Origin of the sequence: Bradyrhizobium sp. SEMIA (genome assembly GCF_014844175.1) — a bacterium.
Classification (GTDB): Bacteria; Pseudomonadota; Alphaproteobacteria; order Rhizobiales; family Xanthobacteraceae; genus Bradyrhizobium; species Bradyrhizobium arachidis.
On the sequence record NZ_CP046601.1, the window covers coordinates 9,133,085 to 9,157,443 of the forward strand.

At 61.6% G+C, this 24,359-nt stretch carries 26 protein-coding genes and 1 pseudogene; 16 read left to right on the forward strand and 11 right to left on the reverse strand.

From position 1 onward, the window contains the following. Positions 1–71: 71 nt before the first annotated feature. Positions 72–275 carry a hypothetical protein gene (locus FOM02_RS43700; RefSeq protein ID WP_265441143.1) on the forward strand — a complete coding sequence of 68 codons (204 nt, stop codon included), beginning with the start codon at positions 72–74 and terminating at the stop codon, positions 273–275. Positions 276–2,757: 2,482 nt separating this feature from the next. Here the strand turns inward: FOM02_RS43700 and FOM02_RS43705 are convergent. Together FOM02_RS43705 and FOM02_RS47450 are read right to left on the reverse strand one after the other, a co-directional pair. Next, complete coding sequence (locus tag FOM02_RS43705; protein ID WP_265441144.1) at positions 2,758–3,171, reverse strand: YybH family protein; 414 nt, start codon at positions 3,169–3,171, stop codon at positions 2,758–2,760. 463 nt (positions 3,172–3,634) lie between these two features. Further along, positions 3,635–3,805 (reverse strand): DUF6894 family protein, encoded by a 171-nt coding sequence (locus FOM02_RS47450; RefSeq protein ID WP_416207750.1) that lies wholly within the window; start codon positions 3,803–3,805, stop codon positions 3,635–3,637. Positions 3,806–4,090: 285 nt separating this feature from the next. Between FOM02_RS47450 and FOM02_RS47455 the strand changes: the two genes are divergently transcribed. The 7 genes from FOM02_RS47455 to FOM02_RS43740 all read left to right on the forward strand — a co-directional run bounded on the left by FOM02_RS47455 (position 4,091) and on the right by FOM02_RS43740 (position 7,901). Continuing rightward, positions 4,091–4,537, forward strand: a complete 447-nt coding sequence (locus tag FOM02_RS47455; RefSeq protein ID WP_416207803.1) for a DUF4268 domain-containing protein — start codon at positions 4,091–4,093, stop codon at positions 4,535–4,537. A 465-nt stretch (positions 4,538–5,002) separates the two neighbouring features. After that, positions 5,003–5,233, forward strand: a complete 231-nt coding sequence (locus tag FOM02_RS43715; RefSeq protein WP_265441146.1) for a hypothetical protein — start codon at positions 5,003–5,005, stop codon at positions 5,231–5,233. Between the two features lie 238 nt (positions 5,234–5,471). Further along, positions 5,472–5,822, forward strand: coding sequence for a hypothetical protein (locus FOM02_RS43720; RefSeq protein ID WP_141263117.1), 351 nt, complete (start codon positions 5,472–5,474; stop codon positions 5,820–5,822). A gap of 319 nt (positions 5,823–6,141) precedes the next feature. Continuing rightward, entirely contained in the window at positions 6,142–6,861 is a 720-nt protein-coding gene (locus FOM02_RS43725) for an ATP-dependent DNA ligase (RefSeq protein ID WP_265441147.1), read from the forward strand. A gap of 36 nt (positions 6,862–6,897) precedes the next feature. Then, positions 6,898–7,071 (forward strand): hypothetical protein, encoded by a 174-nt coding sequence (locus tag FOM02_RS43730; RefSeq protein WP_231164361.1) that lies wholly within the window; start codon positions 6,898–6,900, stop codon positions 7,069–7,071. Between the two features lie 65 nt (positions 7,072–7,136). Continuing rightward, positions 7,137–7,325, forward strand: coding sequence for a hypothetical protein (locus FOM02_RS43735; RefSeq protein ID WP_181411711.1), 189 nt, complete (start codon positions 7,137–7,139; stop codon positions 7,323–7,325). A gap of 327 nt (positions 7,326–7,652) precedes the next feature. Beyond that, on the forward strand, positions 7,653–7,901 hold the full coding sequence (locus tag FOM02_RS43740) for a hypothetical protein (RefSeq protein ID WP_265441148.1): 249 nt from the start codon (positions 7,653–7,655) through the stop codon (positions 7,899–7,901). Positions 7,902–8,859: 958 nt separating this feature from the next. Here FOM02_RS43740 and FOM02_RS43745 read toward each other — a convergent pair. Next, positions 8,860–9,150: a DUF1330 domain-containing protein gene (locus tag FOM02_RS43745; protein WP_027564666.1), complete on the reverse strand. Its 291-nt coding sequence runs from the start codon at positions 9,148–9,150 to the stop codon at positions 8,860–8,862. Between the two features lie 273 nt (positions 9,151–9,423). Between FOM02_RS43745 and FOM02_RS43750 the strand changes: the two genes are divergently transcribed. Continuing rightward, positions 9,424–9,765 carry a nuclear transport factor 2 family protein gene (locus FOM02_RS43750; RefSeq protein ID WP_027564665.1) on the forward strand — a complete coding sequence of 114 codons (342 nt, stop codon included), beginning with the start codon at positions 9,424–9,426 and terminating at the stop codon, positions 9,763–9,765. A 167-nt stretch (positions 9,766–9,932) separates the two neighbouring features. Here FOM02_RS43750 and FOM02_RS43755 read toward each other — a convergent pair whose 3' ends face one another. Both FOM02_RS43755 and FOM02_RS43760 read right to left on the reverse strand, forming a co-directional pair. Then, positions 9,933–10,409 carry a DNA ligase gene (locus FOM02_RS43755; RefSeq protein WP_322596939.1) on the reverse strand — a complete coding sequence of 159 codons (477 nt, stop codon included), beginning with the start codon at positions 10,407–10,409 and terminating at the stop codon, positions 9,933–9,935. Positions 10,410–10,866: 457 nt separating this feature from the next. Then, entirely contained in the window at positions 10,867–11,088 is a 222-nt protein-coding gene (locus tag FOM02_RS43760) for a hypothetical protein (protein WP_231164138.1), read from the reverse strand. Between the two features lie 1,013 nt (positions 11,089–12,101). On the opposite strand from FOM02_RS43760, the gene FOM02_RS43765 reads away from it, so the two are divergent. Both FOM02_RS43765 and FOM02_RS43770 read left to right on the forward strand, forming a co-directional pair. Continuing rightward, a complete protein-coding gene (locus FOM02_RS43765; protein WP_156950912.1) occupies positions 12,102–12,263 on the forward strand; it encodes a hypothetical protein in 162 nt (53 codons plus the stop codon). Between the two features lie 240 nt (positions 12,264–12,503). Next, entirely contained in the window at positions 12,504–12,647 is a 144-nt protein-coding gene (locus FOM02_RS43770; protein WP_265441149.1) for a hypothetical protein, read from the forward strand. 498 nt (positions 12,648–13,145) lie between these two features. On the opposite strand, the gene FOM02_RS43775 is transcribed toward FOM02_RS43770, so the two are convergent. Beyond that, entirely contained in the window at positions 13,146–13,790 is a 645-nt protein-coding gene (locus tag FOM02_RS43775) for a MarR family winged helix-turn-helix transcriptional regulator (protein WP_027565139.1), read from the reverse strand. Between the two features lie 891 nt (positions 13,791–14,681). Then, positions 14,682–15,808, reverse strand: a pseudogene (locus FOM02_RS43780) (DUF2336 domain-containing protein). Between the two features lie 304 nt (positions 15,809–16,112). On the opposite strand from FOM02_RS43780, the gene FOM02_RS43785 reads away from it, so the two are divergent. Beyond that, positions 16,113–17,060 (forward strand): helix-turn-helix domain-containing protein, encoded by a 948-nt coding sequence (locus FOM02_RS43785; RefSeq protein WP_027557714.1) that lies wholly within the window; start codon positions 16,113–16,115, stop codon positions 17,058–17,060. A gap of 36 nt (positions 17,061–17,096) precedes the next feature. Further along, positions 17,097–17,687 (forward strand): NADPH-dependent FMN reductase, encoded by a 591-nt coding sequence (locus tag FOM02_RS43790; protein ID WP_027557715.1) that lies wholly within the window; start codon positions 17,097–17,099, stop codon positions 17,685–17,687. Here FOM02_RS43790 and FOM02_RS43795 read toward each other — a convergent pair. The 3 genes from FOM02_RS43795 to FOM02_RS43805 form a co-directional block, all read right to left on the reverse strand. Next, the gene (locus tag FOM02_RS43795) at positions 17,684–19,765 is read right to left on the reverse strand and encodes a methyl-accepting chemotaxis protein (protein ID WP_027557716.1); all 2,082 of its coding nucleotides are present in this window, start codon (positions 19,763–19,765) and stop codon (positions 17,684–17,686) included. The two genes, FOM02_RS43790 and FOM02_RS43795, sit on opposite strands and share 4 nt — an antisense overlap. Before the next feature lie 143 nt (positions 19,766–19,908). Then, positions 19,909–20,694, reverse strand: a complete 786-nt coding sequence (locus FOM02_RS43800) for a 2-keto-4-pentenoate hydratase (RefSeq protein ID WP_027557717.1) — start codon at positions 20,692–20,694, stop codon at positions 19,909–19,911. 15 nt (positions 20,695–20,709) lie between these two features. Then, a complete protein-coding gene (locus tag FOM02_RS43805; protein WP_231164354.1) occupies positions 20,710–21,438 on the reverse strand; it encodes a TetR/AcrR family transcriptional regulator in 729 nt (242 codons plus the stop codon). Between FOM02_RS43805 and FOM02_RS43810 the strand changes: the two genes are divergently transcribed. Next, entirely contained in the window at positions 21,428–21,910 is a 483-nt protein-coding gene (locus FOM02_RS43810; protein WP_027557719.1) for a tautomerase family protein, read from the forward strand. The two genes, FOM02_RS43805 and FOM02_RS43810, sit on opposite strands and share 11 nt — an antisense overlap. A 35-nt stretch (positions 21,911–21,945) precedes the next feature. Next, a complete protein-coding gene (locus FOM02_RS43815; protein WP_265441150.1) occupies positions 21,946–22,722 on the forward strand; it encodes a crotonase/enoyl-CoA hydratase family protein in 777 nt (258 codons plus the stop codon). A gap of 10 nt (positions 22,723–22,732) precedes the next feature. Here the strand turns inward: FOM02_RS43815 and FOM02_RS43820 are convergent, their stop codons facing one another. After that, on the reverse strand, positions 22,733–23,170 hold the full coding sequence (locus FOM02_RS43820; RefSeq protein ID WP_027557721.1) for a DUF1810 domain-containing protein: 438 nt from the start codon (positions 23,168–23,170) through the stop codon (positions 22,733–22,735). Between the two features lie 204 nt (positions 23,171–23,374). Here FOM02_RS43820 and FOM02_RS43825 point away from each other — a divergent pair, with 204 nt between their 5' ends. Then, positions 23,375–24,325: a DUF2778 domain-containing protein gene (locus FOM02_RS43825; protein WP_027557722.1), complete on the forward strand. Its 951-nt coding sequence runs from the start codon at positions 23,375–23,377 to the stop codon at positions 24,323–24,325. Positions 24,326–24,359 lie beyond the last annotated feature (34 nt).

Here is a 24,359-nt window from a genome sequence, read left to right on the forward strand (position 1 = left end):
CTTTCTCGACACAGCCTGAGCATGCTTCGACACTGTGGAGTTGATGTGTCCGCGGTTTTGAGGTCAAGTGAATGCGCAGAATTGACTGGGGCGCCATCCTGCTCGGCGTTATGCCGGTCGCGCTGATCTGCCTGCTGCTTTGGACGATCGGTAAACCGGCGCACTGGCGCATCGGGCGACTGCCGTCAGAGGCCCACGACTTTCGCGTTGCTACCCTACATTGTGTCATTGCACAGGTCGCGATTCGCAAGGAGATTGGCGGAAATTCGACTTGATGCGGACAAGGCGGAGCGGATGATCGCACAGGTGATCCGCGACGAAGGCGGCCTGCTACCGGCAAAGGCGAACGCGCTCGCGGCGGGCATCTGCAGGAGGCTTTCCGCAGCCATGCTGCCTCCGCCTGCCCATCACTAATGGATCATTTCGAACAGTCCGCCATATGCGAGCGATTTTGCTGCCGCGATCGCGAACGTCTTGGCAGATGCGAAAGGAAGAGCTTTGGCCCCGGAGGACCTTTGGCGGCTAGTTTACGAGCGCGGCCGCGATCTTCCTGCGACGGTTGACCTCTCTACGATCAGTGGATGATCCGCAAATGCTTGATGAGGTTCGGTATCGTTGGGCTTTTTTTCAAAAACAGTGACTTAGGCCGAAAGTCTTTCTGAAGCAGCACGCTATGGTCGAAGGGCTCAAGGGCCGGTGGGGCGAGGCGAGAGCCACAGAGGCTAGGAAGGAAGTTGAGACACTTTGCGACGTTGGTACGCGATGAACGCGTTGGATCAGCAACTTGTTGGCTTTCGAAGCAATGACGTCAGAATTGCCAAGCTCTTTGAGCGATGCTGAAATGGAGGAGGTGGCAAAAGGTATTATGAAAGCCGCGCGGACTGCCTTCTCGACACGAGGCGACAAAGTAATGGCGCATACGAGCCGGGTGAGCGCACTTGGCGGTTGTCTCTCTATCTGCAATGCCAAACGTTGCCAGGTGAGCACGCGACCAGCACGGTTGCTCTCGTAGAAAATTGGAAGCAGCAAAGAGGACTTTGAACGAAAGCTATCAACTGCGTCTCGCCGACGGCCCCGGCCCAACACAGGGACAATGCTGCTGAAGGAGAGTGCCGGGGCCGCGATGCGAGGTGCTTGGGTTGCAGCCAAGCAAGATCACGCTACTCCCAGATCGAAGGCCTCTCTGTTCACTTGTGCACTGTCCCCCGAAGGAACGCTCGACGCGATTCACCTAGGTTAGAGTGGAGACAGCAAGCGTGGGAGTTCACTGCGACCTTCGACATTGAAGTGCGCTCGAACGGCCCTGGCCGTGGGCGCGGCTGAGGTTTGAGGCCTGGGCCGCCGACTTGGCGCATTGCCAGTGCCAAGTAGCTCGAAGCCTACTGTACGCGCGCCGTTCCTCTGTTCGATTGACCACCTTCTCGAGGAAAATCACCAACCGAGCCGCGACCACAGGCTCACGAGCACGAACAAGGCGAGCCGGAACAGGATGCCGACCGTGCGCCGGGCTCGGTCTTGAACGGAGTGTCTCGCCGCTGGCTTTGCAAGCCTCGATCTCCTAAGTTAGCCCTCGATGCGTCTCAGCTCGCATTCATAGCGAGGCGACGGCGCTCCGAAATCGTCCTGCCCTTGCGGGCCAATGTGGGCCCAGGGCGGTCTCTGAGCGGCCCGCATCGAATATTTCGCTATGTGAGCAGCGCGGGCAACGGAACTGGATTAGCCGGTAGAAGTCGGGCACAGGACCAGAGACAGCCATCGGCCAAGCTGCACAGCTTGGACAGGATGGCAGGATGCAATCGGATAACGACATAGCGCAGCTCGGTTCGTGGTCCCGCTCGGACGAACCGTCTTCCTTCTCACAAGTTCCTAGATTGCGGCTTAGGAGCAGCACCCGCGGCCCGCTCGCGCTAGCCAACGAGCAGGTAAATCTGCAACGCCGCCCTCGCCCTTGGTGGGCCTGGCCTCTGTCTTGCGTCAGCGCGAGCGCAATTTCAGCTATCCAACGAGCTAGGATATTGTTCGGATGGGAGGCACTGGTTGGATGGTCTACGATCGAGAGCGCAAGGGACCGCGCTGATTGAAACTGACTGGGTGGCCTGAATCTCCCGCAGAGAAACGCGCGCGTGGCGGCTTCGGTTCCCGATCGCGGAAACCCAGATTTGCAGTACATTAGAATGCAGAGCGACGAAACCGGCATCGGCAGCCAGATCAGCGCGCGAGAGATCTCAGCGGATACGCAGCATCGTCCGACTAGCCTGGTCCGCCACGCCTTCAAAATGCGAAGACGCTGACCGGGCAAATCGGGGCGGCTGTGCGCTAGCAAGCGGACTTATCGCAGCGCTTTCGGCATCCGACGAATCCCGTTTCAGATTTCGGCCTGCCAAGCCGTATTTTCGCGCGCTGCTGCTCCGCCTCGGCGATAGCTGCGGCAGTATGGGCGAACAGCTTGTCATCCTCATCGACGGCATCGGCCATCCCCGACAACAACTCAGGTTGGGTTCCTTCGGTAGAACGAACTGGGTCGGAACGGCCCCAAGCCCATCCCCGGGGCTGGTAGGGGACGAGCCGGGGCCGCCAGCGCACGCTAACCCAACGCATGCGCTGGCGGTAATCTCAGTTTCGGGTTGCTTTGCGTCTGTACGAAAGGAGCCGGATTGCGGATTAAATTTCGGGGCGACCTGCTTCGAGGAAAGGCGGCTCCGGTACCTGGAGCAACCCGGAGCCGCCCCGTCCCTTCAGGCCAACCCGCGTGAAGGGCTAACGGGCGAGGAAATTTTCGATGCCTTGCGTCGTTCCTACTACCTTTGGCGGCGTCTTAGCCTTGGTTTTGAAGGAGCTGGAGCAGCCCTGCTGTAGCGGACCGCAACTCAGGGTCTTTATTTTTCCGGCATCGTCAAAGGCCAAGGCGGCCTTCACTATGTTTTTCTCGGCGATGTAGGAGATCACCGCCCCACGGGGCGAGGGCTGAAGATCGTCCAGCTCGGCAGCGCGGCATTCCTGCAGACGGGCGGCCCAGTAGGCTCGCAAGCCTTCTCGGCCAGCGATAACCACGCCTTCACAATCGCAGAACACCACAGCATCTTCGGCGTACATTTCCAGTATTGCTTCGATATCGCCCGCACGATAGGCATCAATCCAATCAACGGCGGCGGCCATCGGGTCGAAAGACATACAAGCACCTCCATGCCAGGATTTGGCCTAGGAGCGCCCAGCTAAGTCTTTGGCCAAACCGACCTTGAATTTTTGCTATTCCGGTTAGGCCAAGCCCATATGCCGAAAGCCATAGGGCGGTAGCTTGCCCCCAATTGTGGGCCGACTGGCTAGGCGCGCCGAGGCCATGTGCAAGATCATCTCGCAGACCAAGGCGCGCTCTCGCAATGAGAGACAACGGCTCGCTGTATCCCAAAAGGGGTAGGGCCGTTTTGTCGCGGCTCGCGAACAATAGCCCTTGCCCTGCATTGCCACGAGGTGAGCGAAGATCAGGAAAAAGCGGTCATTGAACGTAAGCTCTCCCGGTGCCACGAGTTGATGACTCAATTTCCTGAGGGCGTCAGTGCGCGGAATCTTCGGGAGCTGGAAGCCGAGCTGCTGGTTCAGCTTCGCGAGGTCACAGCGAGGTGCCGAGCGGGCCGCGCTACTGCGGCAGCTCGGCGTGGATGCGCAGGATAAAGAGCCGATTTCGAAATTCGTCGGTCACCTCCAACCGCCATTCGCGACCGGGGACGAGATCGCCATTGAGGCCCTGCAGAATTTGGCCGGCCAGCACCGTGGCCTCCTTCCAGGCGGCGTCTGTCAGGCAATTCACGCGGAGGATTACGACGAAATTGTTCTGGATAAGGGGTCGACACAGCGGATCATGCTGATCGTAGCGAACTTTCGTAAGGAGGTCACGTCGACGATCCTTTGGTTGCTGAACTTCAAACTTCGTATCCAGTGTTTCCGAGTTAGGCCATGGTCATCCGGAAGCGACATTTCCTTGGCTGTTGATCAGATCATACCAACCAAGGACATCGAGGGGTTTATGATTGGTCTCGCGTCTAAGTCGTTGGATGAGGTCGAAGCGGCCACTGAAGAGAAGCATCGGTATCGAATGCGGCCTCAATTCTGGGCTGAATTGCTCAGAGCTGCTTCGCAGAAGAGCCCTAGGTTCGCGAACATCTCGCCAAACCATTTTCACTATGTTTCGGCTGGATCGGGGGGCGTGGCGTTCCGTTCAACTTTGTTGCTTCGAAATCCGACGGCCGCGTTCAGCTGTACATTGATCGGGGTGAGGAGGGTAAAAATAAGGCAGTGTTCGACGAACTGTTTAAAGGCGCAAGTAGAAGCTACATTCGGTGGGCCCCTGATCTGGGAGCGATTGGACAACAAGCGCGCCTCACGCATTCAGACGGAGGAGGCAGGCGACTTCTTCGATGAGACGGATCGGCCGCGCCTCATCACCTTTATGGTCGACGCGATGTACAGGTTCGAGGCGAGCTTGAAGGAGCCGTTATCCCAGCTGCAGCGCAAGCGTCGCGTGAAATCGCAAGACGAATGACGCACCTTTGACGAAGTGGATGACCTAAGACCATTGATTTAGCTGATCGTTGCGATCGAAGCCTGATTGTTATCTTGACGAGACCCCCGCCGGGGCACATAGAACGCCGGATCGCGTTTCAAGCGGGCAATGCGACCAGCCTTTCGTCCAGGAAGAGCACAAATGTTGCTCGGCCTGTGAAGCGAGAACCCGGTCGACATGAAATGGCCGGCGGGCATCACCGCCGCCGGCCATCGCATTCGCTGCCTTAGGTTGGGGGCGCCGGGCAGCGTTGCCCATAAGCTTGCCGACGTCCGATTAACGACCCGCTAACGAATTCGGGCAGTCGCGGGACCATTTGACGGCGTGAAGTCGGCGGCTTGCGCCCTCGCGCAAGCGCAACTGACAATCGGCGTCTGGCGCAACGGGATGAGAAGAAGAAAGCTGAACCGCGCGAGATCAAACCGCGGGTACTGGGGGGCGGAAATGGTGAGAGTCCGCTCGCAGTATTTCTTGGATTGGGAAAACCCGCCCGAGTACATCAAGGCGCCGGAGCTTGTCCGAAGGCTCGGCACCCGTGAGGGCTGGTGTCACGACCACGTCCTCGCCATCCAGGTCGCGATCGATCAGTACGCCGAGGCCGCGGTGGGCAACCGTGAGTTCTTCCTCAACAAGCCGTACAGCATCGGACTTCGGAGCCAGACTGATATCCCGTAGTTACTTCTTCTCGGCCTGACCGTGTTTCGTGCCGCTTTCCGGTCCGATGTAGCTGCCGGTATGCTGCACTTCTTCCTCAAGGAGCTTCTCGATCGGCGAGACGAACTGCTTCGGGCGCGCGATCGCCTATTAGAGGTGAACCTATAGCCATGAGAGAGTGGAAGAATTGACAAGGTTGTGCCGCTTGCGGTGCTGCGCTCCACCTGTTTAAATTGCAAGTGACTTGGAGTAGGCGATTATGAAACGTCATTTATTCGCTTCAGCACTCATCAGCTTGGCGCTCATGTTCACCAGCAATTGCGCAGTCGCATTCAACTATAAGTACGTTGGCGACAGTGGCGCCGGGTACGACAAGAAGATCAACGGCGGCAAAGGCTGCTTGATGGGTGATTGCAGCAAACGGCAAGAGCGGCTCAATGCTCAGCGGCCTGCTATTAGCTGCTCTTCTCGTGCCGATTCGTGCCGCAGGAAGAACAGCCTCAATCCAAAGACGGCGTCACGATGTGAACCCGCCCGCTTGGCTTGTCTCAAAACCGGTACTTTCGTCACGTTATCCGGCGAAAATAGAACCGTTGATCTGAGGGAATGATCAGCCAACTTAAGGGGAGTCTCGCCGTCCGCTCCTGACGGGCTGTGCACATTTCTGAGCAGAGTGCGCAGGAAATGAATGTCAGCTCTCGGGCCATCAGCGGTCCTCGGTGTCTGACACCGTGATGTCTGTTGCCAGAGGTGGGACAGACGGCCTAGGCCGCCTTACGTGCACACCGCGTTCTCTTGCCGTTCGGCTGTCGTTCCCGTTGGCCTCGGAAATACTGCCCGAAAAACGCGATTGCGGTTGTATCTGAGAACGCGCCCGGGAACTCTGCAGGCGATTTAGCATTCGAAACGGCGGGCTTTTTGTGAGTTGCGTGAGTGGCGAAGCCTACCAAGGCGCCGGCAAAAAGCCAGGGGCTCCTCCGATGCCGGGGTTTATTGCGCCCCAGCTCGCGACCCTGAAGATGAAGGCGCCTTCGGGGGCCCGGTGGATTCACGAAGTCAAATACGACGGCTACCGTATCCAGCTTCGCATCGACGGAGATGATCGTCGCGCCTACACGCGAAACGGCCGCAACTGGGTCCACAAATTCTCAATCATCGCTGGCGCTTTCGACATCGAAGGTCGGGCGGTCGTTGACGGCGAGATCGTCGTTATCCAAGAAGGGCGACCCAATTTCTCAGAGCTGCAGGCCGATCTCGCGAGAGGAGATCAGGACCGCTTGGTTTACTTCGCCTTCAATCTCCTTTGGCTTGATCGCCACGATCTCCGGAAGCTTTCCCAGCTCGCGCGTAAGGAGCTGCTCAAAGGGCTAATCGAGAGCAATAACATCAAGGAGCCCATCCTCTACAGCGAACATCATGAAGGGGACGGGCAGGCGCTGTTCGAAGCCGCCAGCAAGCTGAACTACGAGGGCATTATCTCCAAGCGCGTAGATGCTCCTTACCGATCGGAGCGGGTTGAAACTTGGCAGAAGATCAAGGCTGTCCAGAAGGGTCAATTTCCCGTGGTCGGCTTCATAAAAGATCCCATCGGTGTTGCCGCTCTCTATCTCGGCAAACAGGAAGGGAAGGAGCTGCGCTATGTGGGCTAGGTTGGCACGGGATGGAGCCGGACCACCTCGCGCAAGATCAGGGATGCACTCGATAGTGTAGTCAGCCCGAAGAGTAGATTGAGTAAGCAACTCAAAAGACCCAGGGCCACTTGGGTCGAGCCGAAGTTTGTTGCCGAAATCGAGTATCGCGACATAACTTCGGAAGGACTGCTCCGCGCCAGCTCATTCAAAGGTCTAAGCCGGAAATAAACTTATGTTTCTGCGGCTGTCTGCACGCCGGCGTACAATCAATTCGTCAGCAGAAGGAACATGCGATGGGATTGAAGCGCAGGCGGTTCAAGCAGACAGATTCTCTCGAGGCGCGGCTTGAGCAATTTGCCCAGGATATGCGTAAGCGCGCAGACGGAAAGCCGGCGGGAGACGAACGTAACGCCTTGCTCAAGCGAGCACGTAATGCGGATCAAGCAATCGACATCGAGCGGCAACTTCGTCAAGAACACTAGGAACGCCCAAGGGAGAAGCGGTTTAGCTTGGCTCCTCCCTCTGAAAAATCCTGCCCCCGCTGGTCCCGTGGCGATGGCATTTTCGGCGGTCCCGCTTGATTGCCGATCCGACCACTTAAACAATTCGGTGGCAGGCGCCGGTGGAAGCCACGTTTTTCACTAAGCTCGAACAACAGGGGAGGGCGCCGGCGATTGCGCCGAACTGTGGCGCAACCCTAGCGCACCGGAATATGTTGGGGATGGCTTCAGTCGGCCCCTTTGCGGTCGCGAGGCGTGACACCGTCAATCGCGTGTCCAACGATCATAGATGGCGGTAAGGAATAGGCCATGCCCCGGAGCACAAACCGTAACCTGCCGAAGTCCGCGGACCTATTGGTCATCAAGGAAGAGCTGATGACTGGTCGCAGGATCGTTGTTGCTTCTTCGGCCGGGCTGCGCCTGAGTGGTCGGGTCGGTATTATTGTTGGCCGAGGGGGGACCGCGACTCAGGTCAGGGTGCTCATCGAGGGAACCAAGCGTTTCGTGACATTGCACGCGCGCTACGTCGACCTGCTCACTCTTAATCCTAACCGCTAAGCTCCGGTCGGGCCGCGATCACTGGGGCGATGCTCTACAGGTGCAAGCCCATGATGAAGCACATGGCAAGGAGGTAGCCGCCGACCACGTTTGCGGCCGCCAGTCTCGATCACTCCATCCCGAGCGCATTATTGCAACGTGGTTCTATTAGCCGCGAAGAGCAACGCAGCCTGATCACCGAAGCAAGTTCTGGATCGATGTTGCCAGAGCCGGCTTCGGGACCCACGCATCGAGCGGTGAGTCGAAGTCCGCTACTCAACAGATTTCCGGGAAATGACAAGCCTGAGGTGACGCCATGACGATTGGCGATCAGTCGTTGTCGCGGCCGTAATAGCTTTTCTGGAGCCGGTAACGCCTACCCGTAGAGATGTACTCCTGTCGCAGGCAACTGGTGCCCCTGCAAAACGTTGCCTGCTCATCGCAATGCAGATATTCGAAGTGCAGCTTGATCAGCCGTGAATTGTCGAGAAAGGTTGCAAAGTAATGAGCCGCCGTCGCGTTCCCGCACATGCGGGTGATGGCACTTCGAACCTCGGGCGGTAAACGATCGATACGTTCGGAATTCCAGGGATCGTCGTGCCCTACGTGACTGCCGAGAGCGAATGCAGGGGGGTGATTGGCTACTAAAAGCACCAGAACTCCGGCCGCGGTTGGTGAAAGCCGTGTGTAACACATCCACATGCCAGCACCCCATCAGGACGTGGAAGATTTGGCAAATGCAGTCGCGAAACGAAGAGTATCAGGAATGCCAATGAGCGCCAGCGGTTTGAGTTGTCCAAAGTAGGTGCGGCGCATCAATTTGATCATTGCGTTCGAGGTCAGTTCTGGGTCAACATGCGAAAGCTCAACGCGAGCAATTCGCGTCCGCTAGACTCCGCGAAGCAGACCTCAAAGCGGTGACCCGCCACTTCGCTGATGGGCAAAAAGCGGGACACCAAACGTGCGGCCCAGCGAGCCGTCAGGCGAGGCCCTCCACCCCGACCAACCGCGCTGAGCTGCAAGCGTCTCTTATGCTTTTGAGTCCCTGGTACATTGCGCCATTGTAAAACGCCTCAAATGCCGCGATCGACGGGAATTCCAACAAGACAATCCTTCGAGGTTCCCAATCTCCTTCGTAGACCTTGTGAGCTCCGCCTCTAGCCAGATATTTGCCGCCGGCCATCTCCAGGGCAGGCTTCACACCCGACATGAATTCCTGGTATTGCTTTGAGTCACGAATATCGACGTCAAAAATCACGTAAGCCGCCATTTGCGGTCTCCCGATCCAGTTGTATCGAACGCCGCTCCCCACTGAGGCAGCATCGGGGGCTGCATCCACTCGCGTCAAATCAAATGTCCGAAGGGTCAAAATGCGAAGAACTCAGGTTGAGCAAATCTGGACCGCTCTGCGGATAAGTATCCGCCCTATGGCACTCGGCATATGGCCTTGGCCGACTGAAGACCAAAAACTTCGCGTCGACTCGCGAAGAGACTGAGCTGGGTACCCCGGCCAATTTCTTTTTCTGGCGCAGGAGGTGCTTGTATGTCTTTTGACCCGATGGCCGCCGCCGTCGACTGGCTCGATGCCTACCGCGCCGGCGATATCGAAACGCTACTCGAAATGTACGCCGAAGATGCTGTGGTCTACTGCGATTGTGACCAATTGGCGATCTCCGGCAGAGAAAACCTGCGAGGCTACTGGGCTGCCCATCTGCAGGAACACCCAGCTGCCGAGCTGGACAATCTTCAGCCCTCGCAGGGTGGCGCAATAATCTCCTACGTCAGTGGGGAAACTGCAGTGCAGGCGGTCTTAGACTTTGATGATGCCGGGAAAATCAGGACACTGAGCTGCAGGCCGACACGTCAGGCCTCGTTCACCTCCTGAAGGCGGAGTCTGCTAAGGGTCAAAATGCGAATAACTCAGATTGAGCAAATCTGGTCCGCCTGCCGCAATGAGCGAACCTCCGTCAGACCCGCCCAACTTCGCAGAAGGGCAGCAGTCGACAAGAACCGCTGACGCTCGAGTCTACACATGAAGCAGACGCTCCCGCCCTAGAACGAATCCATCACCCGCGCGAAAGCCGGATGCTGCCGGTTCTTGACCTTGATCCATTCCCGCGGGCGGCCGGCGATAAATCGCCGGTCTCGGCGCTTGGAGACGATGCCCTCGAGGCCCATGTGGCAGGCATGCCGAAACAGGTCGGGGCCGATCGCGCCAGGCTCCCACGGAGCAATGAACATGCCGTCCGGGCCGCCGCGGAGCAACCGCGCGAGATTGGTTTTGCGCATTGAGAGCGGCAGCTGCTGTAGATCCTTCCCACCGAGGGCGAGGACGTCGAAGGCGTAGAGTTGCACCTCCTCATCGTGCCGGCGCGAGTGCAGCGCGTTGAAATCAGAGATGCCGTTGAGACCCAGCACCACGGCCTCGCCGTCGATGACGAATTGCTGCTCTCGGTTCTTCAGCGCGGCCGCGACGATCCATGGGAAGCGTCTGGTCCAGTCGTGGCCATTACGGGTAATCAGCCGCACCGTCTTGCCCTGTCGCGCGACGCGCAGGCGATAGCCTGACTTCGTGGATCCAATCGGGGCCGTCAGGCACGGTCTTGGCGGCCGTGGGCAGGCAGAACTCAAACACTTTAAGCATGCTCGTCAGATAGGCGGGGAATCGTCGAGCGGGAGTCCTTGCAGCTATTTCTTAGGTCCTCGTCCCGGCTTACGCAGGAACGGCCGCATGATCTCGGTGGTCGTAAAGCTGGTCTCGAACCCGTTTGGCAGCAATGGCATCTCGTCGGGGCCGACCCTGTTGCAGACCGGGCAAGGCGCGCCCGCGCCGCCGCAGCCGCAGGCCTTCGGCCCTTCCCACGGACGCTCGGGGTGGTTCACAATGCGTGCCGGCGCAACGCCCGCAAAGTCATGTCGGACCTCCCCCTTCACCGCCCCGCGTCGTTCCTATTACCTTGGCAGGGGCCCCGAGCTGTACAATGATTCAGGGCTGAAGCCTCGATAGAAGCCGTTGCCGACCCTGATTGCGAAGGCGCTGATCCTTGCGCAGCCTCTCCAGTTCCTGTTCGGCGGGCTCGGTGTCTTGTCCGCCACGCTTCAGCTCAACGATCAAACGTTCCTGTTCTGCGAGGCGGCGCTCTCCCTCGACCACGTCGCGTTCGACTTGCCTCAGCTCATCGAAGATCGAGCTGTTGTTGTCCATCATCTGGCCCCTCCCTAGGGGAGCCGTTGTGCTCTGTCTGATCAATCGCGCCGACACTTCAAACGTTCCGGTCTACGCTGCTGCGTGCAGTGTCGTGTTCCCAATTTCGTTCCTAGATGAAGGACGCTAAGTGCACTTTGGTACATAGTCGGCGCATGGTCCATGCGGCCACAGGATCAGGTTCGACCTTGCATATACAAACAAGATGAGTTCACGCGACAGTTGGTTCGGCGCTCGCGCGAAACGCTGGCTCAGGCTTATGAGGTCTTAGCTCTCCCGGTGCCGAAGGTCTGGCATCCGGAGCCGCTGAACTGCCGCAGCCTCAAATCGGCGGCGGACCTTGTACGACCGGACCCCGGCCAAATGGGGATATGACCGGGGCCCGCATTCCAAGAGCCACTCCAGTTATGTAGCTCCACCGGGTTCGTGGCAGTCCCGGCAGGAGGACAAATTTGAGTGTTGCCAGATGTTCCTGCACCTACTTGCGTGCAAGCAGGCTTCGCTTTGCGGCAGCGAGCGGATGTAAGTTCCGCTCTCGTGCAGTTCGCGCCAGCCCTTGTCGATGGCGAAGGCCGCAGCGAACTTAATCGCTGCGGCCCGCGCAAGGTCAAATGAACCGGGTGAAAAGTCTACGTGCAATATGCGGCCAGCCCCGGTCTTCCAATTTTTCCCGAATATCCGGTTTCCGACCACTACATATGTGAATGGCTATCCTACTTTAATTCAAGAAGGACGGCTCGGTGGTACGCTAGCTTCGTGGGCTCAGAAGCGCATGTGGAGCATCACCATGCTACTCACAGGTTCCAAGCCGGTTCAGCCTGCGCAATTCATCACCTGCGTTCATTGCGATGGTCGGCTCATTCAGATGCAGAGCTTTCTGTATGCACGTACTGAGAAGCAAGTACGGATCTTCAAGTGCAGCGGCTGTCAAAGGCTGACTTGGGACGATTAGGAAGTAACTCAGACGATTCTCGGCCACGTGGGCACTTTCGGCCAGCCTACGCATTTTGCCGCTTATGGAAGATGTCGCTGCCAGATATCTCCGCGAAGCGGAGACCTGCTTTGATGAGGCAGAGAAGGCCAACCGCGCTGACGACAAGCAGGCATGGCTAAAGCTGGCCGAGGAGTGGATGGCGATGGCGGAGAAAGCACAAAGGCAGACCTCTCACGAGCAGTAAGCGAGGGGCTGGCCGGTCGAAAGATTGGCCGGCAGTAGGATTTCCGCAACCCGCCCTAAAGTAAAAACCCCGGCAGCGGGGGACCACGCGGCCGGGGCAAAGTTACCCATCGTTCGGCTCGGATAGCCCGAGCTGAGCGTGTAATCCCGCAACGGCGCAAAGGTTTCGAAAAGGGGCCCTAAATTCGCTTTTCAGCCATTTGCACGGTGCTATAATTGTTCCGCTCGGGGAACGACTGCCATGGACTACCGCGCGTACATCCTTGATGATGACGGGCGCATTACCGGCGTGCATGAGCTGGATTGCGCCAACGACGAAGTCACCTGTATGCTGCTGTGCGGTCTCCTTGCGCTACCTATTCGCGCAGCGGACCGTGGGTGCTAGCCGGCACCCGGCCTTCCCTGCGCCCTCTTGGCCTTGAGGGTGGAGAGATCAAGCAAAGCTCGGGTGAATGACGCCGCGAGGGCGAATACGCATGTCTGCAACCACACACTCGCTGTCATCGCCTGGCTTGACCGGGCGATCCAGTACTCCGAGGGCTCGTGATTGAATCGATGGGCCGCGGCGTACTGGATTCCCCGCCTTCGCGGGGAATGACAGTTGGAAGAGCGAAGCCGCGCCCTCACGAAAGTTGCAGTGATAGGCAGAGAGCGTGCCAGACATTCAGGCATCGTAGGGTGGGCAAAGCGAAATGTGCCCACGACTTCTGTCATCATGGAGAGATGGTGGCACGGCGCTTTGCGCCTTTGCCCAACCTACGGCACCGCTGCAACCAGCGCCAATCTATCCCCGTCACCCTGAGGTGCACGCTCTGCGGCGCATCGCGCCGCGGAGGGCGACAGCCCGACTGCACGCTCTGTTGTCCGGAAGACGATGCGCGTCTCATCCCTGGCTCGCCACGCGCGCGCGGTCGAGATGTTCCTCGATCTTCGGACGATCGCGGGTGCGCTCGAAACTGGTGCAGAGCAGCTCTGTCTCCTCGAGCGAGATCGGGGCCCGATACAACCGGCACATGAACTCGGCCGTTGCGCGTCCCTTGCCGGTGCCGGCGTGGCCGGGGCTGCGTTCGGCGAGGAACATGCAGTCGCGGCAGATGCTGGCGTCGAGCCGCTGATGGGCCGCGTCGAGATGATTGAGGATCTCGCGGAGCGAGTCGCGCAAGCGGAGGCACTCCTCGGTGCCGAGTGCAGTGACCGCATTCACCACATGATTGATCGGGTCATGCTGGTTCAGGACTTTCTCGCCTTGCGCAGTGACGTGGAGCACGACGGAGCGTTTGTCCTCGTGCGAGGGCTTTCGCACCAGGAAGGACCTGCCCTCCAGCGTCTTCACGATCTGCGATGCAGTCGCCCTGGTGGCGCCGATGAAGCCGGCGAGCGCGGAGGGGGTGCGCGAAAACCTGTTGGCACGGCCGAGAAAGCGCAGCGCCATCCATTCCCGATCGCGCAACCCGTGCTGATTGCCCTCGAAATACCAAGCTCTCGCCGCCTGGACCAGCAGCTCGACAGCCTCACGTGCCAACGGCATGGATTTACCTCGCCCCGGGAATCTCTTTTGCGGCGCCCCGGAGCCGCATTCCGCCGTAGCACGCGAATCGTTTGCGGGAGGCCGTATGACCCGCAATGTCCGACTCGCACGCCTTGCCCGATGTCCGCACGAAAGCACGGACTGCTCGGTACCCGACTTGGACTGACGGGCACTGCAAGCCGCGACGCGAGACGCGGCGTCGCCGATGGTATGCCAATCGTGGCGTCGTCGAACGAAAGCCCGAGTTGCCGTCACTGGCGGACGATGGATCGGAGTTGTTCAACCGAAGCCCCTGAAGTTCAAGTCACACGCAGACGTTTCTTTATGTTCACCGAAACGATGAATGAGCTTCTCAACAAAATCAAGTCAAGTCACTCTAGGAGACTGGATGTCGCTCGAAGCAATTGTCACGTTCAAGACAATCTTGTTCTTCGGGACACATGATGGTGATCGTAATATGCAGCATAACAAGTGCCTTTCGAGCAAATATACGATGGTTTGATTGCACGCATATTGCTGTCTGTCGTCGATGCAGCGTGGTCGAAGCTTGTGCATGGCGACGATGCGCATCGGCGCGCCGTCCACAACTTGTGCGATCCGTCAGGGAATCGCCAATGGAACTCGCAGGGATTGCACGCAGCGGTTGTTACCGTAATGCCCGCAAAATGGACCGGTTGGATCCCTTTCATCCCGGTCGCGCGAATCTCGACCGAACGGATGACATGCTTGTGGCGGGAATGTTGGCGATGCGCATGCATATGCGTCGGCAGCGTACATGATCGACTGTCGCGATAATGAGCAGGGCCGGTGTGACGAGCAGCGCGTCGAGAAAGCGCGTCAAAAACAAGAAACTAGAGCTTCGGTTCTGACTCAATCAGAACCGAAAATGCTTCAGTCGCCCCGGAGCATGTCCCGGAGCTCGCGGAACGGGTCGGCGCTCGGCGGAGCCGAGGCGTCTTGCCGCATGGCGCTGTAGATCCTCGGTACCATGTCGATGGCCTGGTCAAGGCCCGAATCACGTCCCGACTGATAGCCGCCCATCAGGCGGAGGTCGCGCGTGTCCTCGTATTTGGCGATCATGGTGCGCAGCTTGCTCACCAATTCGCGCTCTTCGGGGTCCCAGACGTTGTGGGCGAGGCGCGAGACCGAGGCTAGCACGTCCACGGCCGGATAGCGCGCCTGGTCGGCGATGTGCCTGGAGAGCACGATGTGGCCGTCGAGCGTGCCGCGGATGGTGTCGGCGATCGGCTCGTTGTGATCGTCGCCGTCGACCAGCACGGAGAAAATGCCGGTGATCGAACCGGATCCCTCCTCGCCGGCCGCGCGCTCAGCAGGCGCGGCAGGTCGGTGAAAACAGTCGGTGCATAGCCGCGCGCGACCGCGGGCGCGTTGGGCTTGGCCGACGCCTTCTGGCCGGGTGGGGCGGAGAGCAGCTTCCGCACGACGAGGTCGGGCGTGCCGGGCCGCAGCACCAGCGCCTTCGCAATCTCGCCGTCCTCTCCAGCCTTCGCGATCAGCGCGGCGTAGGCAGCGTCGGAGAATTTGGTTCCGGGGTTCTTGATCAGCGCGAGGCAGATCGGGCCACCGCGCTGCACAAGTGCTTCGGTCACGACCGGCTCGATGTCGTCCCGGGCGGCGATCGCGCGTTGCTGCCGCTCGCCGCCGGAAGCCGCGACGGCCGCAAGATCGGAGGAGCCGAGCATCTGTGATTTGAGCAGAACGGGACATGCCACGTCCGGATCATTGTGCGCGGCAAGGCGCCGCAACGTCTCGGGCGGCGCCACCTTTAGCTCGGCAAGCGTGGTGCTGAGCTCGGCCAATGCGCGGGCCTCGACCCGCTCCGTCAATCGGAGCAGAACGCCGTCGACCACGTGGGCGAGCACTTCCTGCGACCGGTCGCAGCTGCCAGTGAGCAACTGCACAATGCCGGCGAGGATACGGCCGCAACGGTCAAGCGGACACGTTTCGACCGCCTGTTCCAATTCAACCAGAATATCTGCAGGCGAATTTGCCATCATGGCAGGAGCCTGTACTCAAAATGAACTTCGACTATTCAACGCCCCTGATTGCGCCGCACAGCGGTTAATTTGAAATTTAGACGTTGAACGCTGGGGTATTAATGCACCGTCGATGCAACCGGAATCGCTATCGAAATTCGGCGAGGCGAGTTGCGACGACTTGTCCTTTGAGATGGGACACTCGCCAATTGAAGCGTGACGAGTAGGATGATTCCTTCGCTTCTAACTGGGGAACCGAAAGGGGGAACTCAGATCGGCGGTATTGCCGGACGCGCGTCGGTCAGGACGCGACTTTTCATTTGTCATGAGCAGCATTGATGATGCGCCATTGCTAGCGCCAAAGATATTTCGGTTTTTCGACGTCGACGAGTTTCGCAGTTCGATACGCGGGCTGAACATCGAGTTCACGCCATTCGTGCGAAGGATTGCGACCGAGCAGATCATCCTGCACCTGCCCGGCTGCGACGTGAACGTCACGCGCGCGTTTCCGCGCGTCGTCGATGCGCAGCTCGTTGGCGATTGCACCGCGATCGGTTTCGCGATGGACGATCTCGACGTGCCCATTCGTTTCAACGGCGCGCAGCGCGATCGCGCGGTCATCGTCGTCGGCAGCAGCGGTGCGGCCTACACCACGATCGAGGAGGTTCAGCGTCAGATCGGCTCTGTCGTGTTCAGGCCGGAGGTGAAGGATCGTGGCTGGCCGGAAGCGAAGTCGAATTTCAAGCTGTTCGAGACCAGTGATCGCGCCCTGCATCGGCTGCGGCGAACCGTCACAGAGGTGGTCGCCGCCGCATCGGAGCCCGTCGATGCCGCCGAGGTGCCGATGAAGGCGGCCGCGATGAGGGAGTCCTTGCTCGCTGCCGTCGATGCGGCCATCGCCGACATCGTTCCGGCGCGATGGACGGTGTGGCCGAATGACACGCGCAACTTCAAGATCTTCCAGGATATCCGCGCGCTGCTCTCCGGCGATCTGTCTCAACCCATCTACACCGAGGACCTCGCGCGCAAGCTCGGCGTGCCGGTCCGCACCATGCATGACGTCGTCCGCCGCTATCGCGGCATGAGCCTGCATCGCTATTTGCGCCTGCGCCGGCTGTGGCTGGTGCGCCAGCGGCTGCTGGGCGGAGCCGACAGCGTCAAGGCCGTCGCGCTCGCCTTCGGCTTCTGGCATCTCAGCGACTTCTCCAGAAGCTATCGCAACCAGTTCGGCGAGACGCCGTCACAGACGCTGGAGCTCCGACGAAAACGATAGGCGGCCGCCGCGCCGTTTCGTGCTAACGTGCCGGTCATGAGCAACCGCATTCTCGTCCTCTACGGGTCCTACCGTTCCGACCGCATGGGCGTCCGCCTTGCGAATTTCGTCATCGAAGGCCTGCGCGGGCGCGGCGAGGAGGTCGAATTCATCGACGCCAAGGCGATCGGCCTGCCGATGCTCGACCGCATGTACAAGGAGTATCCCAAGGGCTCGGCTCCGGAGGCGCTGGAGAAGCTGGCCGGGCAGATCCGCGGCGCCGACGGTTTTGTCTTCGTGACCGGCGAGTATAATTGGGGCATCCAGCCCGGCCTGAAGAACCTCACCGATCATTTCCTGGAGGAGTGGTTCTGGCGGCCGGCCGCGATCGTGAGCTATTCCGCCGGCCGATTGTCCGGCGCGCGCGCCTCGACCGCCTGGCACGGCACGCTGTCGGAGATGGGCATGGTAGTGATCTCGAGCACCATCGGCGTCGGCCCGATCGCGCAGACGCTGTCGGCCGAGAGCGAGCCGATCGGCGAGGGCGGCAAGGCGCTGGAACGGTCGTTCCCGCGCTTTGCCGACGATCTCACATGGTGGATCGAGGCGGCGAAAGCGCAGCGGGCTCGGAAGGCGCCGCCTTACTAAGCCGCACGGACCTCGCTGAGGAAGCGGTCGAACTGGCCGGCGAGGTCGCGCGACTGGGTCGAGAGTTGCTCGGCGGCGCCCAGCACTTCGCTGGCGGCCGCGCCGGTGTCGTCGGCGGCGCGCTGCACGCCTGAAATGTTGGTGTTGACCTCCTGGGTGCCGCGAGCGGCCTCCTGGACGCTGCGGGCGATCTCCTTGGTCGCAGAGCCCTGTTCCTCGATCGCGGCGGCAATCGCGGTGCCGATCTGGTCGATCTCGGCGATGACGTCGGCGACGTTGCGGATCGCGGCCACGGTCTCGTCGCTCGCGGCCTGGATCGCCGTGATCTGCTCGGAGATCTCGGTCGTCGCCTTGGCAGTCTGGCCGGCCAGCGATTTCACCTCGGACGCTACCACGGCAAAGCCGCGGCCGGCATCGCCGGCGCGGGCGGCCTCGATCGTGGCGTTGAGAGCAAGCAGATTGGTCTGCTCGGCGATGCTCTGGATCAGCGTGACGACGTCGCCGATCTTTTGCGCGCCCTCGGCGAGCGCACGCGCGGTGTCGCCGGTGCGGCGGGCATTGTCGACGGCGCGGGCCGCGATCTCGGTGCTCTGCGCGACCTGACGGCCGATCTCGGTGATCGAGGAGGTCAGCTCTTCGGTGGCGCTGGCGACCGTCTGCACGTTGGTCGAGGTCTGCTGCGACGCAGCGGCGACAACGGCGGCCTGGCTGTTGGTCTGGGCTGCGGTCGAGGTCATCGACTGCGCCGTGCTTTCCATGGTGGAGGAGGCACGCGAGAGGCCGCCGACGAGCTCGGTGACCTTCGCCTCGAAAGAGCGCGTGAGCTCGTCGAGCGCCTGGGCGCGGCGCATCTTGCCGTCGTTCTCGGCCTGCTTCTCGGCGGCGAGGCGATCGGCGCGGATCATGTTGTCCTTGAAGACCTGGACGGCCGCCGCCATCGCCCCGATCTCGTCGGAGCGCGCGGCGCCGGGGATCTCTTCGGCAACCTCGCCGTCGGCCAGCCGCGACATCCGCGTCGTCAGATTGACGATCGGGGCGCAGACACGGCGTCGGACCGTCACGATGAGGCCGGCGCTGGCGATCAGCACGGCGAGGAGGCCGACGAGTGCGATGGTGAAGCTGGTGCGCGCCGCGGAAGAGGCGCCGGCGAGGATCTGCTCGGCATTGTCGTAGAAGGCATCGCGGACCTCGATAATGGTGCTGAGGCCGCGCTGGGTGGCGGTGTAATAGGTGTCCACATCGTGTTCGTACTTGCCGGTAACCGCACCTTCCTTGGCCAGCTTGAGCTCGCGGCCGAACTCCTCGACATAGATCGTGTTGAACTTCTCCAGCGCCGCGGCGACGTTCGCCGGTGTAGCTGGATTGCCGCGCAATTCCAGCAGCGACATCACGATCTGGTCGTTGCGCCCTTGCGAGCGGCCGATGTCCGCCTTCTCGGCGTCGGTCGCCGGCTTCTTGCCGCCGACGAGGTTCTTGTGCAGGCTGGAATTGAAGCCGCCGACGTCGCGCAGCGTCATGGCGATGTTGGCGTAGCTGGCCTGCCGATAGGCGTCGCCGTTGAGGATCGCCATGCGACGGACCTGCTCGTTGAGCAGCGCGGTCACGCCGCCGTTGAGCACGGCATTGTCGGCGACGATCTTCTTGGCAGCGTCCTTGCGCGCCTCGGCCGGGCCGGCCAGCGCCTTGTCGATGGCCTCACGCAGCGCCGTGAACTTCGCATTGATGCCGTCGATATTGTTGCCGATGGTGGCGCCGTCGTCGAACGGGCCGGGCAGCTCCTTGCGCAGCGCGTTCATCTTGTCGCGCGCCCCGTCGGTCGACTTGCGCAACTTGTCCTGCTCGGCCAGTAGCGCGGGATCGATGGTCGCGGGCCCGTAGAGGATGTTGGTGGAATAGCCCCGTTCGGGGTTGAGATAGCGCGGGATGTCGCTGACGGCCCGGACGATCGCAAGCCGGCCCTGCGCCTCGGTGATCCGCTCCATGGTCTGGTATTTGGTCACGGCAACGTAGACGGCGAGGCCGCCGCCGACGGTCGACAACGAGACGATGGCGGTGGTCAGCAGCGTACCGATTTTCATGGGCATTCCGGCAATTGCACAGGGGGAGAAAGATATTCTCCGAAAAATAGGCGGGCCGTCTTAATCGCCGGTTTACGCTGGCGGCCGCCATGCTCGGCCCGCATGCGTCCATTCGTCCAATGCGCCCTTCCGATGGCAACGCTCTAGGCGTAGGTCGCGCTCACGGTTCCGAACGGGCCGAAATCGGCGACGTACGTCTCGCCCGCCTTCGGCCGCAGCATGCCGGTGAGTGTGCCGGTGCTGATGGTCTGTCCGGCCTTGAGACCAATTCTGCTTCGCGACAGCTCGTTGGCGAGCCAGGTTAGCGGCACCAGCGGATGATCGATCGCCTCCGCCGCGCTGCCGCGGCGCCTTTCCACGCCATTGCAATTGAGCACGACCCCCTGATTCGCGATGTCGCGGCTGCGCCAGTCGGCGATGGGCTCTCCGAGCACGATCGTTCCCGATCCCGCGCCGTCGGCCAGGATCGCCGGCATCGGTGGAAACGCCGCGTCATGGACGAAGCGGCATTCGGCGAGCTCGATGCCGGGATGCAGCGAGGCGACGGCATCGCCGATCTCTTCGACAGTGTAGGGCTTGGAGCGTGGCGGCAGGTCGGCGCCGAGGCGTGCCTGATACTCGACCTCCGGAATCGGGCTGCACTGCCTGGCATGCGCGACGCTCGCGGGCGAGGTCTTGATCAGCGGCGCGAACACCCGCCCATAGATCGGCGAGGAGGTGCGAAGCTGGCGCTGGAGCCCGGGCTTCATGCCGGCGATCTTCCAGCCGACGACGGCCCAGCCCAACTCCTCTTCCACCATCTGCGCGACGCGGTACGCCGTGTCGGGATCCGGCGGCACAAGATGCGCATCGAGGCCGCTTTGCTGCCGGCTCTCGCGTCGCAGGCTGGCGAGACGGCGTGCGAGCTCGCGTTCGCGGGACAGATCCATCGGTGCGTCTCCATTCTATCCGGCTGTGCGGGCGAGTGCGGTCGACAGCACTGTCTCCAGTTCGTCCTGAACCTGATCGAGCGCCTCAGCACTGCGATTGGCGCGGCACATCGCGACCGTGCCTTCGATCGAGGTCACGACGAGCGTGGCAAGCCGCTCCGCCCGCTCCGCAGCCAGCCCTTCGCGCAGCAAGGCCGCGCGCATGATCTGCCGCCACTCGACGAACACGCCGTCGGCGAGACCGAGCAGATGCTGCTGCGCCGCCTCGTCGTCCTTGTCGGAGGCTTCGCCGACATAGCGGTCGACGGCGACGGCGAGCACCGGGCAGCCGGCCTCGAACCCGGTCGCTTCCAGCCGGCGGCGCCACGATGCGACGAAAGCCTTGAGGCCACCGATCACGCCGTGCTGGTTCATGGCCTTCTCCAGGGGAATGGACACCTGCTTGCCCGCGAAGGTCACGGCCTCGGCGATCAATTGCCGTTTGCCGTCCGGAAAATGGTGGCTGATCGATCCGCGCGGCGTGGCGGTATGGCGCACGACGTCGCGCATGCTGGTGGCGTTGACGCCGCGGCGGCTCATCAGGTCGGCGGCGCCGGCGATCATCTTGTCGCGTGTGGTGGCGGTGGTCATCGGGAGTTCCACAATTGGCTGCCCACCATCTAGACTATGACGCTTGACATAGGCAAGCCGCGCTGAAATATGACGATCGTCATAGTCGTGCAGAGGTGCCAGCTTGACCATCATCACCGTGACCGCGTCGGCCGGACGGCTTGGCCTGCCGCAACGCCGGCTTCTTGCGGAAAGCCTGACCGACGCCGTGCTTGAGCCCGAAGTCGGTCAGCACGCGCCGGCGGCGCGAATGGGTTTTCAGGTGCATTTCCACGACCTGCCGCCCGACTGCATGGCAATCGGCGGCCGACTGCTGTCCGACCAGGACCAACCGCGCGACATCATCACCGTCAATATCGCGGTGATGAATGCGGCCTGGCCTGCAGAGGTGCGTGCGGAGGTGATCCGCAACGTGCTGGCGCGGCTTGCGGAAGCCTGCGGGATGCCGGCGCCATCGCCGACCTGGTGGGTCAATTTCGAGATCATCGACGAGGGCAGCTGGGGATCGCGGGGCGGGGTGCTGTCGATCCTCCAGCTCCTCGACTCCGGCGTGTTCACGCCGGCGCGGATCGAGGCGATCCGCGCGGCGATTCAGTCGCCGGCCTGACTTGCTGCCAACATCAACAATCCGGAGAGAAGCACATGAGCGAAGGTCAGATCCGCACCGAGGTGCACGGCCACGTCTTCAAGATCATCATCGACAACGCTGCGAAGAAGAACGCGTTCACCCCGGTGATGATGGAGCAATTGTCCGATGCGCCCACCGAGCTGCACGACAACGAGGCCTACCGCGTCGGCGTGATCTGCGCCGAAGGGAGGGATTTTACGGCTGGTCTCGACATGCCCAGATTCTTTGGACCGACCGCGGAGAAGCGCAACATCAAAGAGGGCAACGTCGATCCGTTCGGGCTGGCCAAGCGCTGCCGCAAGCCGATCGTGACAGCCGTGCAGGGCATCGTCTTCACCATCGGCATCGAGCTGATGCTCGCCGGCGACATCGTGGTCGCGGCCGGCGATGCGCGCTTCTGCCAGATGGAGGCGAAGCGCGGCATCGCGCCGCTGGGCGGCGCGCATTTCCGCTTCCTCTCTCGCGCCGGCTGGGGCGATGCGATGTATCATCTGTTCCTGTGCGACGAGTTTTCGGCCGAGCGCGCCCACGCGATCGGCCTCGTCCAGGAGATCGTGGCGCCGGGAGAACAGGTCGAGCGGGCGATGGCGCTCGCAGCCATCATCGCGCGCAATGCACCGCTCGGCATCCAGGTGACCAAGGAAGCGGCGGCGAAATATATCGAAGGCGGCGAGGCGGCTGCGATCGCCTACATCCCGAAAATCCGCGACCGCGTGCTCGGCAGCGCCGATGCGAAGGAAGGCATCCAGTCCTTCATCGAGCGTCGCGCGGCCGTCTTCCAGGGCCGCTGATCGCAGGCGGCTACGCCGGCCGGTCGAGCTTCGACAGGATCTCAAGCGTTGCGCCGTCGCGCTGGCCTGCGAAATACCGCCCGAGCGCCTCGCCGAAAACGGGCTGATCGGACACCGCGCCGAACAGCGTCATCGAGGAGCGGAATTTGGCATCATCCGGCGCGCCGAGGATGGCGTTGATGGTGCGCCCCTCGACGGCGAGGACGAGGCGCGTGCATTCGATCAGGCGCGGGCCGAGAGTGGGGTGGGCGAGATAGGCCTCGGCCTCCGCCCGCGAGCCGATCGCATAGCGCTGCGACATGGCACTGAAGCCGAGGCCGGCGATTTGCGGGAAGACGAACCACATCCAGTGGCTCTGCTTCCGCCCCCGGGCCAGCTCCTCCCGGACGGCGCGAAAAACCGGGTCCTGGGCTCGGACGAAGCGCTCTAGATCGAAAGGATCGGTCATAGGATACCTTGGGATGCCTTGACGGGCCCTTGCCGGCCGCGATTATGCCTAACTTTTGGCTCCCAATGTGGTAGCTGGTATAGAGAATCTCCGGGTGGGGGTGGGTCCCCCGGGGGTCGATTTGGGGATCTGATGGTTTCCGACCGCGTACGCGCCGAGAGGCTGTTGACGTCGCGCCGCCGTATTGGGCGGACCGAGACGATACTGCTGTCTCTGGCCGCCGTCGCGCTGGCGCTCGGCGCCGCCGCCTGGGTTGCGGATATCGGCGACTCGACCCCGCTGGTCACCGCCTCCTTGCCGCCCGCCAATACCCCTTCGTTTGACGACCGCTTCGCATCGCTCTCGGGCAACCCGCAGGCGCGCGACCTCGGTTTGCGGACGATGGAGCGCTCCGCCCTGAATGCGGTCCAGCTCAAGCTCCGCGACGCCAAGGCGATGCTCGCGGAGAAGCTCCAGGGCGACGAGTGGCGCTCGACACTGACCGATGACGACCGGCATGCCGTCGAGGAGCAGAGACCCGCGCAGCGCGCCGACGCCGTCCCGATGCCGCGCTCGCGTCCGGTGCAGGCCGATTTCGCCTCCCAGGTCGCCTCCAGCCAGGCCTATGCCGACACCAGTCCCAAGGTCGATAACCGCAGCTTCTTCGAAAAATTCACCGCCAAGATCAAGCTGGCCTCCCTGACCCCCGGCGACGGCCTGTTCGCCAAGGGGCCCGATCTCGCCGCTCTCGGCTACGATTCGCGCACCGCGGTCTACGACATCAAGGCCAAGGCGCTCTACCTGCCGAGCGGCGTCGCGCTGGAAGCCCATTCGGGCATGGGCGCTCTGATGGACGACCCCGACCATGTCGACCAGCGCATGGTGGGCGCGACCCCGCCGGCGACCTACGATCTGAAGCCGCGCGAAAAACTGTTCCACGGCATCCGTGCGCTGCGCCTGACGCCGACGGACGGCACCAGCGCGCTCGGGCGCGTCGGCCTGCTCACCCACAGCTACATGCTCGGACCGCGCGGCGATTCCAACGGCTGCGTCTCGATCAAGGACTATGACCGCTTCCTCAAGGCCTGGGACAATGGCGAGTTCAACCGCCTCGTCGTAGTGCCGAGCCTGGGCGGATCGGCGACGGCTTCACAACGCGCCAGCACCGATTCCTGATATTCGCCGGACGGCGGGGCTGCCGTTTTCCCTT

Excerpts from the sequence above, each read along its gene's own strand:
- FOM02_RS43750 (WP_027564665.1), top strand. The coding sequence starts at position 9,424 with ATGTCTTTTGACCCGATGGCCGCCGCCGTCGACTGGCTCGATGCCTAC.
- FOM02_RS43700 (WP_265441143.1), top strand. The coding sequence starts at position 72 with ATGCGCAGAATTGACTGGGGCGCCATCCTGCTCGGCGTTATGCCGGTC.
- FOM02_RS43790 (WP_027557715.1), top strand. The coding sequence starts at position 17,097 with ATGAGCAACCGCATTCTCGTCCTCTACGGGTCCTACCGTTCCGACCGC.
- FOM02_RS43795 (WP_027557716.1), bottom strand. The coding sequence starts at position 19,765 with ATGAAAATCGGTACGCTGCTGACCACCGCCATCGTCTCGTTGTCGACC.
- FOM02_RS43805 (WP_231164354.1), bottom strand. The coding sequence starts at position 21,438 with ATGATGGTCAAGCTGGCACCTCTGCACGACTATGACGATCGTCATATT.
- FOM02_RS43720 (WP_141263117.1), top strand. The coding sequence starts at position 5,472 with ATGAAACGTCATTTATTCGCTTCAGCACTCATCAGCTTGGCGCTCATG.
- FOM02_RS43765 (WP_156950912.1), top strand. The coding sequence starts at position 12,102 with ATGGAAGATGTCGCTGCCAGATATCTCCGCGAAGCGGAGACCTGCTTT.
- FOM02_RS43770 (WP_265441149.1), top strand. The coding sequence starts at position 12,504 with ATGGACTACCGCGCGTACATCCTTGATGATGACGGGCGCATTACCGGC.
- FOM02_RS43705 (WP_265441144.1), bottom strand. The coding sequence starts at position 3,171 with ATGTCTTTCGACCCGATGGCCGCCGCCGTTGATTGGATTGATGCCTAT.
- FOM02_RS43740 (WP_265441148.1), top strand. The coding sequence starts at position 7,653 with ATGCCCCGGAGCACAAACCGTAACCTGCCGAAGTCCGCGGACCTATTG.
- FOM02_RS43745 (WP_027564666.1), bottom strand. The coding sequence starts at position 9,150 with ATGGCGGCTTACGTGATTTTTGACGTCGATATTCGTGACTCAAAGCAA.
- FOM02_RS43785 (WP_027557714.1), top strand. The coding sequence starts at position 16,113 with ATGAGCAGCATTGATGATGCGCCATTGCTAGCGCCAAAGATATTTCGG.
- FOM02_RS43800 (WP_027557717.1), bottom strand. The coding sequence starts at position 20,694 with ATGGATCTGTCCCGCGAACGCGAGCTCGCACGCCGTCTCGCCAGCCTG.
- FOM02_RS43760 (WP_231164138.1), bottom strand. The coding sequence starts at position 11,088 with ATGATGGACAACAACAGCTCGATCTTCGATGAGCTGAGGCAAGTCGAA.
- FOM02_RS43735 (WP_181411711.1), top strand. The coding sequence starts at position 7,137 with ATGGGATTGAAGCGCAGGCGGTTCAAGCAGACAGATTCTCTCGAGGCG.
- FOM02_RS43820 (WP_027557721.1), bottom strand. The coding sequence starts at position 23,170 with ATGACCGATCCTTTCGATCTAGAGCGCTTCGTCCGAGCCCAGGACCCG.
- FOM02_RS43775 (WP_027565139.1), bottom strand. The coding sequence starts at position 13,790 with ATGCCGTTGGCACGTGAGGCTGTCGAGCTGCTGGTCCAGGCGGCGAGA.
- FOM02_RS43815 (WP_265441150.1), top strand. The coding sequence starts at position 21,946 with ATGAGCGAAGGTCAGATCCGCACCGAGGTGCACGGCCACGTCTTCAAG.
- FOM02_RS43715 (WP_265441146.1), top strand. The coding sequence starts at position 5,003 with ATGGTGAGAGTCCGCTCGCAGTATTTCTTGGATTGGGAAAACCCGCCC.
- FOM02_RS47455 (WP_416207803.1), top strand. The coding sequence starts at position 4,091 with ATGCGGCCTCAATTCTGGGCTGAATTGCTCAGAGCTGCTTCGCAGAAG.